The organism is Sorangium sp. So ce363, assembly GCF_051520435.1.
GTDB lineage: Bacteria > Myxococcota_A > Polyangia > Polyangiales > Polyangiaceae > Sorangium > Sorangium cellulosum_B.
In genome coordinates, this window is record NZ_CP150333.1 from 7,831,080 (window position 1) to 7,846,620 (window position 15,541).

13 protein-coding genes are annotated in these 15,541 nt (G+C 71.4%); 8 read left to right on the forward strand and 5 right to left on the reverse strand.

From position 1 onward, the window contains the following. Nucleotides 1–4: 4 nt before the first annotated feature. From WMF12_RS29205 to WMF12_RS29220, 4 genes are all read right to left on the reverse strand, one after another. Nucleotides 5–778, reverse strand: coding sequence for a hypothetical protein (locus WMF12_RS29205; protein ID WP_437850684.1), 774 nt, complete (start codon nucleotides 776–778; stop codon nucleotides 5–7). After that, a complete protein-coding gene (locus WMF12_RS29210) occupies nucleotides 778–1,365 on the reverse strand; it encodes an RNA polymerase sigma factor (RefSeq protein WP_437542422.1) in 588 nt (195 codons plus the stop codon). The genes WMF12_RS29205 and WMF12_RS29210 overlap by 1 nt, the downstream gene beginning before the upstream one ends. 198 nt (nucleotides 1,366–1,563) lie before the next feature. Beyond that, entirely contained in the window at nucleotides 1,564–2,526 is a 963-nt protein-coding gene (locus WMF12_RS29215) for a hypothetical protein (protein ID WP_437850686.1), read from the reverse strand. 161 nt (nucleotides 2,527–2,687) lie between these two features. Next, a complete protein-coding gene (locus tag WMF12_RS29220; protein WP_437739970.1) occupies nucleotides 2,688–3,329 on the reverse strand; it encodes an HAD family hydrolase in 642 nt (213 codons plus the stop codon). Nucleotides 3,330–3,782: 453 nt separating this feature from the next. Between WMF12_RS29220 and WMF12_RS29225 the strand changes: the two genes are divergently transcribed. From WMF12_RS29225 to WMF12_RS29245, 5 genes are all read left to right on the forward strand, one after another. Then, the gene (locus WMF12_RS29225) at nucleotides 3,783–3,914 is read left to right on the forward strand and encodes a hypothetical protein (protein ID WP_437739971.1); all 132 of its coding nucleotides are present in this window, start codon (nucleotides 3,783–3,785) and stop codon (nucleotides 3,912–3,914) included. 177 nt (nucleotides 3,915–4,091) lie between these two features. Continuing rightward, entirely contained in the window at nucleotides 4,092–4,874 is a 783-nt protein-coding gene (locus WMF12_RS29230) for an ABC transporter permease (RefSeq protein WP_437739972.1), read from the forward strand. Further along, nucleotides 4,874–5,956: an ABC transporter substrate-binding protein gene (locus WMF12_RS29235; protein ID WP_437850688.1), complete on the forward strand. Its 1,083-nt coding sequence runs from the start codon at nucleotides 4,874–4,876 to the stop codon at nucleotides 5,954–5,956. The genes WMF12_RS29230 and WMF12_RS29235 overlap by 1 nt, the downstream gene beginning before the upstream one ends. 132 nt (nucleotides 5,957–6,088) lie before the next feature. Continuing rightward, nucleotides 6,089–7,633 carry a hypothetical protein gene (locus tag WMF12_RS29240; RefSeq protein WP_437850690.1) on the forward strand — a complete coding sequence of 515 codons (1,545 nt, stop codon included), beginning with the start codon at nucleotides 6,089–6,091 and terminating at the stop codon, nucleotides 7,631–7,633. Nucleotides 7,634–8,271: 638 nt separating this feature from the next. Continuing rightward, complete coding sequence (locus WMF12_RS29245; protein WP_437850692.1) at nucleotides 8,272–9,324, forward strand: SMP-30/gluconolactonase/LRE family protein; 1,053 nt, start codon at nucleotides 8,272–8,274, stop codon at nucleotides 9,322–9,324. A gap of 33 nt (nucleotides 9,325–9,357) precedes the next feature. Here WMF12_RS29245 and WMF12_RS29250 read toward each other — a convergent pair whose 3' ends face one another. Next, nucleotides 9,358–11,748, reverse strand: a complete 2,391-nt coding sequence (locus WMF12_RS29250) for a glutamine amidotransferase (protein ID WP_437850694.1) — start codon at nucleotides 11,746–11,748, stop codon at nucleotides 9,358–9,360. A gap of 247 nt (nucleotides 11,749–11,995) precedes the next feature. Here WMF12_RS29250 and WMF12_RS29255 point away from each other — a divergent pair, with 247 nt between their 5' ends. The 3 genes from WMF12_RS29255 (at nucleotide 11,996) to WMF12_RS29265 (ending at nucleotide 15,140) form a co-directional block, all read left to right on the forward strand. Next, nucleotides 11,996–13,309, forward strand: a complete 1,314-nt coding sequence (locus WMF12_RS29255) for a PAS domain-containing protein (RefSeq protein WP_437850696.1) — start codon at nucleotides 11,996–11,998, stop codon at nucleotides 13,307–13,309. Between the two features lie 497 nt (nucleotides 13,310–13,806). Continuing rightward, the gene (locus WMF12_RS29260) at nucleotides 13,807–14,289 is read left to right on the forward strand and encodes a hypothetical protein (protein ID WP_437850698.1); all 483 of its coding nucleotides are present in this window, start codon (nucleotides 13,807–13,809) and stop codon (nucleotides 14,287–14,289) included. A gap of 401 nt (nucleotides 14,290–14,690) precedes the next feature. Further along, on the forward strand, nucleotides 14,691–15,140 hold the full coding sequence (locus tag WMF12_RS29265; RefSeq protein WP_437850700.1) for a hypothetical protein: 450 nt from the start codon (nucleotides 14,691–14,693) through the stop codon (nucleotides 15,138–15,140). Nucleotides 15,141–15,541 lie beyond the last annotated feature (401 nt).

The following is a 15,541-nucleotide window of genomic DNA, read 5'->3' on the forward strand; positions in this document are numbered from 1 at the left end:
GAGTTTAGTTGTTTACATAGCGCCGTACCCGGGAAGCAAGCACGCTGTTCGGATGCCGGCGAAGAAACGCCGCGGCGCGCTGCGAGGCAGCGTCGGAGCGGCCGCTCTTCGCGAGCGCGTCGATCCGCAGGACCTCGGCCTCGAGGCTCAGCCGCCCGCGCGGATGCGCCCTGGAGTAGGCGTCCAGGAGCGAGAGCGCGCCTCGCGCGTTCCCGCTCGCGAGCATCGTGCGCGCCGCGTCCAGCGCGCCGAGCTCCGCCTCCAGGGCGGCGCCCGTACCGGACGGCTTCGGATCGAGCTTCGTGGCCGCAGCGCTGCTGCCACCCGCAGGCGCCGGTGCCATCGTCTCCTCCGCGAGAGCCTCCACCGGCGCTGGCTCCGAGGCAGGCGCCTGCACAGGCTGCACCGCCATCTGCGCGACCGGGTCGGCGAGCGCGGCGCCGAAGCGGTGCGCCGCGGTGACGTCCGGCGCGTCTTGCCCGCGCCAGGCGAGGTAGCCCGCGGGGATGCCGGCGAGCATGCCCACCGTCGAGAGCGCGACGAGGATCTTGGTCCAGCCGAGCTTCACGGCGAGCGACGAGGACGTAGCGGACACCCCTGCCGCGGAGAGCGCCGCAGGCGCCGCCACGCTGGCCGTCAGGGCGGCAGCGCCGGCGAGTCCCAGCGCGGCCAGCGTCTTCGCGCGCGTCTCCGGTGACGTGGGATACGACGCGCCTGCGTTCAGCAGCGCGCGTTCGAGCGGGTTGTCGCTCTCCTCCAGTAGGCGACGTGGTTCCATCATCGTCTCACCTCGCTCGTCGAAACGAGCTCCAGCGCGCGGACGCGCTCACGAAAATCGGCCCTGGCCCTTCGCAGCCGAGAGGCCACGGTGCCCTGCGGGATCCCCAGCACGCCGGCGATCTCCACCATGCTCATCTCCTCGAACTCGTACAGCACGAACACGGTCCGCAGATCGGACTCCATCTGGTCGAGGACCTGATCGAGCATCTGTCGCGCGTGTTTCTGGCTGGTGAGCTGCTCGGGTGTCGCAGCGTCCACAACCTCCGGCGGCTCGGCCGCGGGGAACTCTCGCCGGCGCGCGGCGCTGCGGCGCGCGTGGGCGGCTACGTGAAGCGCGGTCTGGAGAAGAAAGCTCTTCTCGGCGCCCGGCCGGACGTCGTCCAGCCGCTGCGCGGCGGCGATGAAGGTGCGCTGCACCGCATCGTCGATCTCGGCAGCAGGGGTCCCCGCGTTGCGGAGCACCCGCCCGATGAAGTCAAGATGAGCGTCCACCATCCGTCGCAGGCGCGCGTCCCGCTGCTTCACGTTGGCCGCCGATGGAGCCACGCTCGCCGGCTCGCTGTCAGGCAAAGCAGGCGATGTCATGACGTCGGCAACCATACTCACCGCGAGGCGAGGCATGAGACCAGTGAAGAATGGACTCTACCGGGAAGCAATGGGCGACAGCCAGAGCGGAACATTGTCCTCGGGTCGGGGAGGGCAGCGTGCCTGCGGCCCAGCTTCCGGATGCCGTCCATGGGTCATAATTCCCAGCGCGAGTCGGAGTGATCACAGAATCCTGGCTTAGAAGTTGTGCACGATTCCAACGCCAACGAGCGGCGAGATCACCGGAGTCTCGCCGACGGTTTCTGCAGACCACCCCATGGTGAACCGCCGGTGAACGAGCGGCACGAGGACGCCGGCCTCGAGCTCGAGGGTGGTGCCCCCGCCGAGGAGCGCAGCGGCGCGCGCGAAGCCTCCCGCGCTCCACCACGATCGCACGGCGGACTCCGGGTTCGAGATACCTCGTCCCGTCGCCGCGAGCCAGCCGCCGGCGGCGACGACGCACGGCTCTGCGCTGACGATAGGGCCGAGCTGCCAGCGCACCGGGCACGCGGAGAGGGCCGCGGCCGCCCACTGGATGAGGGCGTCGCCGCCCGACAGCAGGTCGTTCCGCGCGTACATCAGCGAGAGGCCGAACGAAGGGCTCAACGGGCCCTCGACGTGCGGGGTCACCCGGGCACCGAGGGCGGCGCCCAGGCTCGCATGAGGTGCGACGACCTGGGTCACCACCACGTGCGCGCCGAGCGCGAACTTGAGCGGAGGCGCCTCTCGCGGGGCGGGCGGCGGCGCAGGGGGGACAGCGGGCGGCGGCGCAGGGGGAGCGAGGGGCGCGGTCACCTCGACCACCTCGTCGAGCGCGATCGCCGCGGTGAGCGAGAGCGCCTGGACCACGACGTCGCACGACGTGGCATCGACGATCCGCGTGTCGGTCTCGCCGCCTGCGTGAACGACGCGCAGCTCGCCGTGGACCCCGGCCCCGCCGCGGCTCAGCCGGACGCGGACACCCCAGCCGTCCTCTCCGTCAGCCGCGAGGCGCACGCGGTCCGACCGGGCACGGAGGCCCTCGTAGAACTGGTCGGCGGTCGAGCAGTCCGCCGGGGCATCGAAGTCGATGCGAATGGGGATCGGCGCCGGCGCCGCGGTGGCCGAGGACCAGCCGAGGACGACGAGCTCGATGAGCGAGATGCCGTCACCGGAAGCCACGGGCCCGAAGGTGCCACGAACCGTTCGTGAACCGCCAGATGGTCATGCACCCAGCAGATGTGCAGCGTGCAAAAATCCAGGGGTGGGGGCGACGCAGCGCGGCGGCGGCGCGCACACACAGGCGCGGTGAGCTACCTCATCGCGCGAACGTGAGGTCGCGCTCACGCTCCTCGGAGGCGAGCGAGCACCTCGCGCAGCGATCCGAGCTCCGCGTCCGCGCCGGTGAAGTCCGACGGCGCCGTGAGCGGCGACGGGACGACCCAGCACGTCAGGCCCGCGGCCTTGGCCGACCGGAGCCCGCGCTCGGAGTCCTCGATCACGAGGACATCGCGCGCCGCGAGCCCCAGCCGCTCGCAGGCGATCCGGTACGGCTCGGGATCCGGCTTGGCGCGCGCGTACTGATCCCGCGTGAGCGCGAACTCGAACCACCGCAGGAGGCCCGTCGCCGCGTGCGCTCGGTGGAACGGCTCGGGCTTGCTGCTCGTGACGATCGCCATGCGAAAGCGCGCGGCGAGCTCCGTGACGACCTCTCGCACGCCCGGCAACAGCGTGTCTCCGCCCGCGACGAGCTCGAGGTACCGGCGATCCCGCTCGTCGGCCAGCCGCCGCACGCCCGCCTCGTCGACCCCGCGAGCGCTGGCGAGGTGCCAGGCGCCGCGCGCCTCGACGAGGAACAGCTGGCGATAGTCGTCGATGGTGAGATCGACGCCGGCCGACGCAATCGTCTCGCGCGTTGCCTGGAAGTAAAGCCCTTCGGTGTCGACGAGGACTCCATCGTTGTCCCAGAGGATGGCCTTGAACACGCGGCGCCTTCGTAGCGCCGCCCCTCGATGCCGGCAAGCGAGCCCGGCGGCAGCGGGCGCCACGCTCGGCCTCTCATCGGAAGGACGCGCGCACGCGAGCGCCAGGCCGGCGCCACGCTCGGCCTCTCATCGGAAGGACGCGCGCACGCGAGCGCCAGGCCGGCGCGATTCACGTCGTGGACGCCCGCAGCGGCCACCCATCCGCCGGAACCAGCAAGGGTCCCAGCCGAACGCGTCGACGGTTTCCCCGCCGCCCTGCCTGTCGGTGGGAGAGGCAACCCAGAGGCGACCGAGAGACAAACCGACGAGGCGGCGAGACGAGACCAGACGAGACGCGGAGAAGCCGAGACATAAGCGCTCGCGAAGTACAAAGTTCGTGACTGCGCCACGAGAGATGGTGCTAGCCTCGGTCAAGGCGGATAACACCAACACATCCACCGAGGCGGTGCTCCCATGGGTGACAAATCTCCGAAGGCCAAAGAGCGACAGAAGAAGCAGGACACGGCGGATAAGAACCAGAAGAAGGCAGCCGCGACCGCCAAGGCGTCGCCTGCTCCGGCCGCGCCCGCCAAGAAGGGCAAGTAGCCGGACCGAGCGGGGTCGCGCTCGGCGCGGTTCACTCCCCGCTTCGACAAAGGTCCCCGCTCGCCTCTCCCGTGGCTCGGCGCGCGCGTCGCTCGGCGCCGGGCCACGGACGAGCCTGATTTCTTCCACCGCAGCATCTTCCTGGCGCGGCGGCCTCGCGCTAGAGAAGGCCGAGCCGTGCGACCCACCCCGCTCCAAGCCGTCGCGCCGCCGCTCGCCGCGCTCGTGATCCTTCTGGCGCTCTGGGAGGCGCTCGCCCGAGCGCTCAGCGTCCCTGCCTACCTCCTGCCGCCCCCCTCGGACGTGGCGCGGGCGGGCGCGGTGAACGCCGCCACCCTGCTCGCCGGCACCGTCACGACGGCGAAGGCCGCGCTCGCGGGCTTCTTCCTCAGCGCCGCGGTCGGCGTGCTCGCCGCCATCACGCTCGCCTCGTCGCGCCCGCTCGAGAGGGCGCTCTATCCCTATACCGTCTTCCTGCAGACCGTCCCGATCGTCGCCATTGCCCCGCTGCTCGTGCTCTGGTGCGGCCCCGGCCTGCGCGCGGTCGCGGTCTCGGCGTTCATCGTCTCCGTGTTCCCGGTCATCGCGAACACGCTCGCGGGCCTGCGCTCCGTCGAGCCCGCGCTGCGGGATCTCTTCCGGCTCTACGGGGCGGGCCGCTTCGCCACGCTCCGCAAGCTCGAGCTGCCCTCGGCGCTCCCCCACCTCGTGACGGGGCTCCGGATCGCGGCGGGCCTCGCCGTCATCGGCGCGATCGTCGGGGAGTTCGTCGCCGGCTTCTCGGAGGACGCCGCCGGCCTCGGCATCCTGGTCCTCTCCGCCTACCGCCAGCTGCGCACGGATCTGCTCTTCGCCGCCGTGCTGCTCGCCTCCGGGCTCGGCCTCGCGCTGTTCGGCGCCGTCGACCTCGCCGGCAGGCGGCTCTTGCGGCGCTGGCATCCTTCGGAGATCAATCGCTGATGCACTTCCCCGACAGCCGCCGGTTGTTCCTGCGACGCCTCGCCTCCCTCGCCGCCGTCCCCCTCCTCGCCCCCGCGTGCTCGCGCTCGCAGTCGCCGGAAGGCGACGGGCGCGCCTCGTCCGCGTCCCCGCAAGGAAGCGCGCCGGCCGCGCCTTCGCAGAGCGCGCCGGCCGCGCCCGCCGCGGTTGCCCCCGATGCGCCGGCCGCGAAGGTGAAGCTCGCCCTCAACTGGGTCCCGGAGCCCGAGTTCGGCGGGTTCTACGCCGCGCGCGAGTCGGGCGCGTTCGCCAAGGAGGGGCTCGATGTCGAGATCCTCGGCGGCGGCGCCGGCGTGCCGGTCGTCCAGATGGTGGCCGGCGGGCAGGTGGATTTCGGCATCTCCGGCGCCGACGAGGTGCTCACCGCCCGCGCCCGCGGCGCGGACGTGCTCCCCCTCTTCGCCGTGTTCCAGACCTCGCCGCAGGCCATCATGACCCACGAGAGCCGCGGCGCGAAGAGCATCGCCGACATCCTCAAGTCGGGCACGCTCGCGATCGAGCCGGGGCTGCCTTACGCCGCGTACCTCAAGAAGAAGTACGGGTTCAACAAGGTGAAGGTCGTGCCGTACGACGGCGGCGTCGCCCGCTTCGTCGCCGACAAGGACTTCTCCCAGCAGTGCTTCATCACCGCCGAGCCGATCGCGGCCAAGCGCAAGGGGAGCGATCCCGCCGCGTTCCTGGTGGCCAGCGAGGGGTTCAACCCGTACGTCGTGGTCGTGATCACGCGCGCAGCCCTCTGGAAGGAGAACCCGGAGCGCGTCCGCGCGTTCGTCCGCGCGACGCGCGAGGGCTGGCGCACATACCTCCAAGATCCGACGCGGTCCAACGAGATCATGGCCAAGCTCAACACCTCGATGGACGCGGAGACCTTCGTCGCCGCGGCCGAGGCGCAGCGGCCGCTGATCGAGACCACCGAGACCAAGGAGAAGGGCCTCGGCGTGATGACCAGCGAGCGCTGGGAGACGCTCGCGAAGCAGCTCGTGGACCTCGGCGTGCTCGAGAAGGCGCCGCCGATCGACGAGGTGCTCGTCGCGACGCGCTGAGCGGCGCGACGGGCGCGCGGCGCGACAGGCGCGGCGCGCGGCGAGAGATCTCTGCGCGCGACTTCGTCTAGAATGTCGCACGCCGCGCCTCGTGGCGCAGCCGCGCCTCAACGCAAGGGAAGAACGCCCTCCATGGCTTCCACGCATCGACCTCGGGCCAGCCGGCTCCCGTTCGCCTCGCTGCCCCTCGCGGCGGCGTACATGCCTGCCGCCGTCGCCATCGCCCTTGCCGCGTGCGGCGACGAGTTCACGGCGCGCCCGCCCGACGCGTCGACGAGCTCGAGCACCGGCGGCGGGAGCGGCGGGAGCGGCGGGAGCGGCGGTGGGTGTCCTGGAGGCGGCATGGTCTGCGGTGACGCATGCGTCGACCCGATGACGGACGCGCAGCACTGCGGCGCGTGCGACGTCGCCTGCCCGACCTTCGGCGGCGAGCCGACCTGCCAGGACGGGGTCTGCCAGTCGCCAGCGTGCGAGGAGAACCGCGGCAACTGCGACAAGGACCCCGAGAACGCCTGCGAGGTGGACCTCCTCACGAGCACCGCGCACTGCGGCAGGTGCGACAAGCCCTGCGGCGGCCAGTGCGTACGGGGCGCCTGCATCGTGCCCACGCACATCGCGGCCGGCACGGATTACACGTGCGCGGTGCTCAGCGACAGCTCGGTCTGGTGCTGGGGCAGGAACACCTGGGGCAACCTCGGCGACGGGACGCTGCAGCAGGATCGACCGATCCCGAGGCCGGTCATGGGCCTCAGCGGCGCCGCCAGGGTCGCGGCGAGCATCTCGTCGGGGCGCGCGCACACCTGCGCGGTGCTCACCGACGGCGCGGTGGCGTGCTGGGGCGCGGGCAACAGCGGACAGCTCGGCGACGGCGAGGCGACGAACTCCCCTTCCCCCGTGCGCGCCAAGGAGCTCGCGGGCGCGATCCAGGTCGCCGTCGGCGGGACCCATACCTGCGCGGTGACGGCGTCGCACGAGCTCTATTGCTGGGGCGAGGGCAGCTCCGGCCAGCTGGGCTACGGCGACGAGGTCGATCGGGTCGAGCCCACCGTGATGCTGGACGGCGTGGACTCCGTGAGCGCCGGCCTCTCGCACACCTGCGCGGGCATGATCGAGCGGATGGGCGAGCGCACGATGAACTGCTGGGGCCACAACGAGAGCGGCCAGCTCGGCCTCGGCAACTTCAACCAGCAGAGCACCCCGCAGCCCGTCGCGGGCCTCACCAGCGTCGCGCTCACGGCCGCGGGCGCCTTGCACACATGCGCCGCGCCGGCGCGCGGCGTGGCCTCCTGCTGGGGCAAGGGAGAGCAGTTCCGCCTCGGGACTGGCGTCGTGAACCCTGAGGCGAATCCCCGGAAGATCTCGGACCTCGTGGACGTGACCCGGATCTCGCTCGGCGCGAGGCACTCCGGCGCGGTGCTGGCGGGCGGCGAGGTGCTCATGTGGGGCGACAACGCGAAGGGGCAGCTCGGCAACGGCACGCAGGATCCGGGGCTCCTTCCGGAGCCGCTCGCGCTGACCGACGTGGTCGAGCTGGCCCTCGGCGATGACCACAGCTGCGCGCTCAAGCGCACGGGCGAGATGCTCTGCTGGGGTGACAACAGGAACGGCGAGCTGGGCGACGGGACCGTCGAGCCCCGGCTCGTGCCGACGCGCGTCGCCTGGCCGACGCAGCCTTAGCGCGACACCTCGACCGCGGGGACCGCCGCGCGCCAGATGCTGCGCAGCCCGCCGAGCCGTCGAGTCGACGGCGACGCCCTCGTGCCGCCGTCTCGCGGACCAACCGACGCGCGCGTTCCCGTCGGCGCATGCGCAGCGGGCCGGCAGGGCATCACCAGACGCGCATCAATGGCCTTCGGGAACATTCGGCAGCATTCACCAACACGCCACCAGGACGCGTTCTCCGCCTGTTGCACACATCTGTCACCACGTGCACTACGTGCACCACGTGACTGACGTGACCGCGCCGTGCAGTCAGGGCGCAAGCGCGTAACTACGCGGACACACATGTGAAACAGGACGCAGGCGACGCGGCGCCGGTCAGCCGGTCTGCGGCCTCCTTGATATTTCATGATCCGAAGAATTTCGACTCGACAGCCAATCAGCTCAACCGCATATACTCCAGCTATCATGGCCGCATCGTCAGCCTGACGAAGCCAGGCAATTTGCACTTTGGCTTCTCGACGCGGCCTATTTCGACAACTCCGGTCCCGCAACCATGGACCCATGGAGGGCATATGCCGCATTCCGTCACGTCAAAATCATCGCACTCCAACGGAAAATGGTTGGCCTGCGGCGCGCTGGCGCTCCTCTCCGCGGTGTCGCCGCTGATCCCGGGTCCGGCGCTGGCGCAGGGGGGATGCTACGGCGAGATCAAGACGTTCGCGACGGTTCCGGCGGCTCCGGGGTTCCCCGAAGGCATCGCGGTCCATGGGAATCGGGTCTACGTGTCCGGCCCAGCGACGTTCGGCACCGCAGGTCAAGGCCCGTCGACCATCGACGTATTCGACAGGGACAGCAAAGTCCACAAGAACACGATCCAGGTGGCGGGCGAGGCGCTCGCCGCCGAGCATGCGCTGAGCTGCATCGCCGTCGACGAGGACGGCCGCGTCTACGCGCTCAGCACGCAGCTCGGCCTTCTGCGCTTCACGAAGACTGGACATGGATATGTCCAGGAGAGCTACGGCGATCCGCTGCCGGATCTACCGGCGTGCGTGATGGCCGCGCCGGGAGAGGCGTGCTCGCCGACGCCCTTCCCGACGCCGCCGATACCGAACGATATCGCCTTCGACGAGGAGGGTTACGCGTATGTGACCGACTCGCTGCAGGCGACGATCTTCCGCTACCCACCCGGGGGCGGCGCGCCGGAGATCTGGTTCCAGAGCACCGCCCTCGTCGGCAGCGGCGACCTGCCGATCGGCGTGAACGGGATCCGGCTCGATCCGGAGCGGGAGCACGTCTATTTCTCGGTGACGTTCTCCCCGTCGGACACGAGCCTGGGGTCCATCTACCGGCTCCCCCTCGTCGAAGCCCCCGAAGAGGCCGATCTGGAGCTGGTCCACGACTACGATGCTGGCGAGGCGCCCGACGGGTTCGCGTTCGGCAAGTCGGGGAAGCTCTATGTCACGCTCGCGGCGGCCAACGCAATCTCGGTGCTCGACGAGGACGGGGTCGAGGAATCGCGCATCGAGAGCGCACCAGGGGAGGAGATTCCCCTCGACGCCCCCGCCAACGTGGCCTTCAACGACCCGGCGCAGACGCTGCTCATCGTGAATCACGCGAGCTTCACCAGGAACCCCGCGCACTTCGGGGTGCTGAGGGTCTGGGTCGGCGACAAGGCCGATCCGCTCGAGAAGCCGTCGCTCCCTTGAGACGAGACCAGGGTTCCGGCCGGCGCCCTCGCCTCAGGCGAGGCCCCCGCGCCGGCGCACGATCCAGTGCGCGCCGAGCGCCGCGGCCGCCGCCAGCGTCCAGGCCCAGGGGGGCAGGAGCGGCGCGACGTGGCGCTCGGCCGCCACCTGCGTCGCCGCCGGCAGCGACAGCGAGCCGGCGCCCGACGGGAGCACCGACGCGCCGCCGGTCGCGCGGGCGATCTCCTCCAGGCGGGCGACGTCGGGGCGGGGATCGGCCCACTCGTCGCCGCCGCGCTCGCACGCGAAGTCGCGCCGCGTCGTCGCCCGCTTCTGGTCACCTCCGTCGCCAGCGGCGCCTTCCGGGACGATCTCCACCGTGGCCGAATAACCCCCGGACTCGAGGCGACCGGCGGCGAGCTCGACCGGCTCGCCGCCCTCGCCGATCGGCGCGGTCAACGTCTTCACGACCGCGCCGCTGCCGAGGCGCGCGATGGTCACCCTGGCCTCGCCGCGCTGCCCGGCGAGGGGGCGCAGCACGAGCGCCGTCTCCTCGCCCGCGAGGCATCCGCCGCGCGGCTCGATCGCGGCAGGCTCGAAGCGCGGATCGCGCATGAGCCAGCCGAGAAGGGCGTCCCAGAACGCGCCGTGCGCGCGGCCCGCGGAGCTCGAGGCGAACGCGCTGAAGAGCAGGCGGTGGCTGCCGTCGAGCGTCAGCGCGATCGTCCGGCCGCTCTCGTGCTCGCCCAGCGAGAGCACCGGCATCGGCGCGCCCGAGGCCGTCGTGCGGGTCGGGTGCGTCATGAGCACCGTCGCCCCGGGGAGCGGATCGCCGACGACGTTGGTCCCCGGCATCTCCGGCATCTCGTCGCCGATCAGCGCGAGCAGCGGCGCGAGCACCGGCGCCGCGCGGCCCGCGGCGGTGATGCGCGGCACGAAGGCGCCGAGATCCACCTTGGGCGCGCGGCCGATGTCGAGATCCACCGGCAGGACGCGGGCGAGCCGCGTGCGCGCATAGTTGCCCGACACGAAGGCGTTCGGGCCGCCCACCATGATGAGCCCGCCGCCCTTGTCGACATACTGGGCCAGCGCCGGGAGGTGCTTGGTCAGGCCGTACGGCGCGGCGTCGAAGTCCTGCAGGACGACCGCATCGAAGCTCGAGAGGTGGACGCTGAAGAGCTCGTCGACCGGGAACGGGATCAGCGCGAGCTCGTCCGACGACGCGTTCACCTCGTCGCCGGGCGTGCGCAGGATGAAGAAGGCCACGACGTCGACCGAGGCGTCGGCCTTGAGCCACATCCGGAGCGCGCGCACGTCGTACGTCGGCCGGCCCGCCACGTGGAGCACCCGGATGCGGTCGCGCGCGACGTCGAGCGTGATGTACCGGACGTCGTTCTCGGGGAGCTCGTCGCCGTCCGGCGCCTTGATCGACACCTCCAGGATGCGGGTGCCGGCGCGGTCGAGCGTCACGCCGAGCTCGACCGTGCCGACGCCGCCCTCGACGTGCGCCGTGCCCGTGGCGAGCGTCGTGGGCGCGCCCTGCTCGCGCAGCTCGCGGGCCACGACAGGGACGGCGTCGCACGCGAGGCCGCCGCTGCAGCCGATGTCGATGCGGAGCGAGAGCGGCTGGTGGGCGACCGCGGCGCCGGAGGTCCGGACCGCGCGGACGCCGGCGTCGCGCACGGACTCGGTCGCCACCGCGACCGTGTGCACCGGGACGTCGAGCCCCTCCAGCGCGGCCCGCGTCGCCGCGGCCGTGTCGTCGGGGCCCGGGCGGTCGAGCCGGCCATCGGAGACGACGACGAACGCCGACGGCCGCTCGTCGGCGGCGCGGGCGAGCGCCTCGAGCGCGGCGCTGAGGTCCGAGCGGCGCTGCGGTCGGCCTCGCGCGGGCGACGCGGGCGCCGCGGCCGACCCGGGGGCGGCGGCCGGCGCCCCCGCGCCCGCGTCCCTGTCGGCCGCCGGCGCGGCGCCAGCGCTCCCGCCCGGCGCCGGCGCGGCGCCAGCGCCTTCGCCTGCCTGCCCGTCGGCCGGCAGCGGCGCCCCTTCGCCGAACACGTAGCGGGAGAGCCGGACGTCGGCGCGCTTCCCGAGCTCCTCGAGCGCGCGCTCGGCGCTGTCGCGGCGGGTCCCCGCGACGCCCGGCAGATCCATGGATCGGGAGCCGTCGACCAGCACCACGACCTTGGGGCCGACGAGGCTCCCGCGCGACGTGACCGCGACCGGGCGGAGGATGGCGGCGAGCAGGCCGAGCACGGCGAGCGCGCCCGTGAGCGCCGTGCCGAGCGCCGCGCGCGCGGGCGCGGCGCCCACCGCCCCGGCGGCGCGTCCGCGCGCGCGGACGAGCTCGAGCACGAGCAGGCCGAAGCTCAGGGCCGCGACGACGCAGGCGACGGCGACGACCGGCGACGAGAGGTCGCCCGAGGGCACGAAGCTCCGGGTCACGGCCGCTCCGGGAGCGAGAGAAGCGCGGGAAGCGCGCGAGAAGAGGGAGTCCCGCTCGCAGCGCCGGCGTGGGAGAGCGACAGCGCGGGCAGCGAGTCGAGGGCGCGTGGCACGCGCGGAGCCTAGTACATCGGGGCGGAGTGTCCCAGCCCGGCGCCGTTGCTGCGACCTCTCGGGCGACCTCGAACAACGGTGAGCCACCTTGAAACGCCGGGTACGCCGCGCGTAGGCTCGAACCCTCGTGACGATGCGCGAAGAGCTGGACGAGGCCGGGCGGCTCAGGGCAGAGAACACGGCGCTGCGCGCGCGCGTCGAGGCGCTGGAGAAGGCGCTGGCGGAGCGCTCCAACGGTCACGCACAGAGCGCAGCCGCGCCGGAAGGCACGGCAGACGTGGAGGCCCTCGACGCGCTCGAGGGGCTGCCCACGGCGGTGCCGGCGGTGATCCAGTGGCGCCTGGACGGCGCGGTGACGTACTGGAACGACAGCGCCGAGCGCCTCTTCGGCTGGAGCGCGAGCGAGGCCGTCGGCCGCCGGCTGGCCGACCTCGTGGGCGCCGTCCCCGTGTCCGCCGCCGCGGCGCGGGCGTTCGACTTCGCCCGGGAGGAGAGCCGCTTCGCCGCGACCTCGAGCGAGTGCAGGACGAAGGGAGGTCACGCGTTCCTCTGCCGGTGGACCTACGCCGTGCTGCGCGACGGCCGAGGCGACGCGCACGAGATCGCGGCGCTCGTCGATGACACCAGCGACCGGCAGCGGAGGGAGAAGACGGTGCAGGGGCGATACCAGCTGCTCCTGCAGCTGGTGGACAACGCGCGCAGCTCCATCTTCGTCAAGGACACCGCGGGGCGCTACGTCCTGGCCAACCGCATCCATGCGCAGATGATGCAGAGGCACGTCCTCGAGCTCATCGGCCGGGATGAGTTCGAGCTGGGCGCCCTGGACCCCGCGGCCACCGCGGCGATCGTGGCGAAGGAGCGAGAGGTGCTCACCGGCGGGCAGGTCATGCAGTTCGAGGAGGTGGTGCCGATAGGCGGCGTTCAACACCATTTCTTCACTGTCAAATTCCCGATCCACGACGAGCGCGGGACGCCGATAGGCATGGGCGGCGTCGTGACCGAGATCACGTCGCTGAAGCGCGCGGAGGCGGAGCGGGCCGCGCTGCAGGAGGAGATCATCTTCGCGCAGCAGGCCGCCCTCCGGGAGCTGTCCACGCCGCTCATCCCGCTCGCCGACCGGGTGGTCGCGATGCCGCTCGTCGGGACGATCGACAGCGGGCGCGCGGAGCAGATCATGGAGACGTTGCTCTCCGGCATCAGCAGCCAGGGCGCCCACACGGCGATCCTGGACATCACGGGCGTGCGCGCCGTCGACACGCACGTCGCGGACGCGCTGACGCGCACCGCGCGCGCCGCCCAGCTGCTCGGCACCCGCGTGGTGCTCACAGGCGTCCGCCCGGAGGTGGCGCAGACGCTCGTCACGCTCGGCGTGGATCTCTCCGGGATCACGACGCTGAGCACGCTGCAAAGCGGCATCGCGCACGCCCTCCGCCACGCCAGACGGTAGCGGCGAGCCGTCGCTCGGCTCGCCCGCGACCACTCCGCGTTGTGGTCCCATCGCGACCCCGCTCGCCCGCGACCACTCCGCGTTGTGGTCCCATCGCGACCCCGCTCGCCCGCGACCACTTCACGTTGTGGTCCCATCGCGACGACATCTACCGTGACATGTCACGGCTCGGCCGAGCCGACAGGTAACCGCAAAAATTCCATCATTGTGGTCTCTGCGCGAGGTGGAGCGGCGCTCGCGCCCGGCAATGTTGCGCGAAAGTCGAGGAGCACCTACTGGCACGTGCCTTGCCAATCGGCGATACGTTCGAGGCAGACAGGGCAGGCGCAGAGCTTCTCACGCCGTTCGACTCCTCTCGTGAAGAGGCGGAACGACCGAGCGCGCCGGGGCACGTCGACGCTGGCCCCGAAATCCTCGCATGCAGGATGGCGGCCGCATGACGTGTCCGCCGCACTCACGCCATCGTTCTGGCGCAGCGTGCGCCAGAGGAGAAAACCATGTTCAACAAGATGCAAATCCTCGTGTCCACCATGATTCTAGGTGGTGCCGTCGCGACGTTCGCGGTCGACAGCGCCGCAGGCGAGGTCCACATGATGCCGATGACGGCTCGGCCCCGCAGCGGGAACGATGCCTGCTGGGAGGACAACGGCGCGCAGCTCAAGAACATCTGCGCCACGACCAAGATGGTCACCTTCATGTCGGACATCGCGGTGAGCTCCAGCTCCGTGGTGCATGCATGGGTGTACTCCAGCAGCAGCAATACGTCCCTCGAGTGTCAGGCCGTGACCATGGACGCGGAGCTGACGAGCTGGTCGGTCGGCTTCAAGGAGAACTGGGGGACCTCTCTCCCTAGCGGCCCGGCGAGCAACGTGCCCCTGAACGGGACCAACGCCGTCACGTTGCACAACGGTGATTCCTACTCCATCGATTGCTGGGTTCCGGCCGGCAGCAAGCTCGGGAGCGCGCACATCGCCTTCTGACCGCGCGCTACCGAGCGGGATAGCTGATGCCTCGATGCGACGACCGATCGAGGCGCGCCCGCCGTCCTGCTCGCGGTGGTGAGCTTGCGGGGCCGAGGGAGCCATGGATCGGCTGCGCGGCCTCCGTCGCCGCGGCGCCCTCGATGGCGCTGCGGCGACGTTCTCTGCAGATGGGATCCTGCGCGCCGTGATCTGGTGAGATTGGCAAAAGCGGACAGGGGATACACGTGAAATACCTCAGCCCATTTCTAGCATTGGTTGTTATCGCGCTCGTCGCGCTCGTGGTTTACGAGCGCAGGAGTGCATCCCAGGAGGTCGGAGACCTGCGCAAGGAGCTGAGCTCACAGGTAGCCACGTTGAAGGCGGAGCAGGGGCGAAGGACGAGCCAGGTCGTTCGACCCATGCTGGCGCGCGTGGAGGAGAGGGCCCGTCCAGCGGAGGAGCAGGACACGCCTCCCCAGGAAGACGAGCCGCAGCCCGCCCCGAGCGCCGCCCCGGCCGAGCCGTCCACGCCGGAGGAGAGGGCCGCGAAGCACGACCTCGTGTTCCAGGCCGAGCAGGTCGATCACGCATGGGCGCGAGAGGCGAGCCATAAGCTGCGCGACGGGATCGAGAGCGTCCTCCCCGCGGGCGCCCTGAGATCGGTCGAGTGCAAGAACACGCTCTGCAAAGCGGAGCTCGTCTGCGCCGACAGGGACGAGGTCGCGACGTTCTTCGAGCAAGGGTTCCGCCGCCAGGACCGGTTCTGGCAAGGCGCAGCCACCGTGCTGAAGACGGGTGAGACCCCCGACGGGAAATGGACCATGGCGGCGTTCTTCGCGCGCGACGGGTCGATGCTTCCGAGCGATTAAGCAGCGCCTCCCCGACGCGGCGCACCTCGCCCGGCTGCCACATCTTTCCTGACGCAGAGGGGCACAGGGCGTCGGCACGTCGACCAGGCGAGCCGTGCGCCGGCCGTCCTTGCAGAGGCAGCCGCCGCCGCAATCCATCGTCCCTCCCCGGCGCTCCAGCGTGCACATCAGCCGCTCATCGCACACGGGCGCCCTGCCCTTCGCGATGCAGACGGCCGCGTGGCATTCGCAAACGGGCACACAGTCCGCGGTAGTGGTCGCGTTTCAGGCAAACGTGACCACTACCGACCCGTCTCGCCCGCGACCACATCACGTTGTGGTCGGGGTCGATGCATCCCATGGAATAAACACAACTTTCGCGGGCGACGTAACCCAAGCCACAACAGACTCGGCTCACGCCG

Coding starts and splice junctions, on each gene's coding strand:
- WMF12_RS29205 (WP_437850684.1), bottom strand. CDS start 778: ATGGAACCACGTCGCCTACTGGAGGAGAGCGACAACCCGCTCGAACGC.
- WMF12_RS29210 (WP_437542422.1), bottom strand. CDS start 1,365: ATGACATCGCCTGCTTTGCCTGACAGCGAGCCGGCGAGCGTGGCTCCA.
- WMF12_RS29225 (WP_437739971.1), top strand. CDS start 3,783: ATGGGTGACAAATCTCCGAAGGCCAAAGAGCGACAGAAGAAGCAGGAC.
- WMF12_RS29235 (WP_437850688.1), top strand. CDS start 4,874: ATGCACTTCCCCGACAGCCGCCGGTTGTTCCTGCGACGCCTCGCCTCC.
- WMF12_RS29240 (WP_437850690.1), top strand. CDS start 6,089: ATGGCTTCCACGCATCGACCTCGGGCCAGCCGGCTCCCGTTCGCCTCG.
- WMF12_RS29255 (WP_437850696.1), top strand. CDS start 11,996: ATGCGCGAAGAGCTGGACGAGGCCGGGCGGCTCAGGGCAGAGAACACG.
- WMF12_RS29260 (WP_437850698.1), top strand. CDS start 13,807: ATGTTCAACAAGATGCAAATCCTCGTGTCCACCATGATTCTAGGTGGT.
- WMF12_RS29265 (WP_437850700.1), top strand. CDS start 14,691: ATGCTGGCGCGCGTGGAGGAGAGGGCCCGTCCAGCGGAGGAGCAGGAC.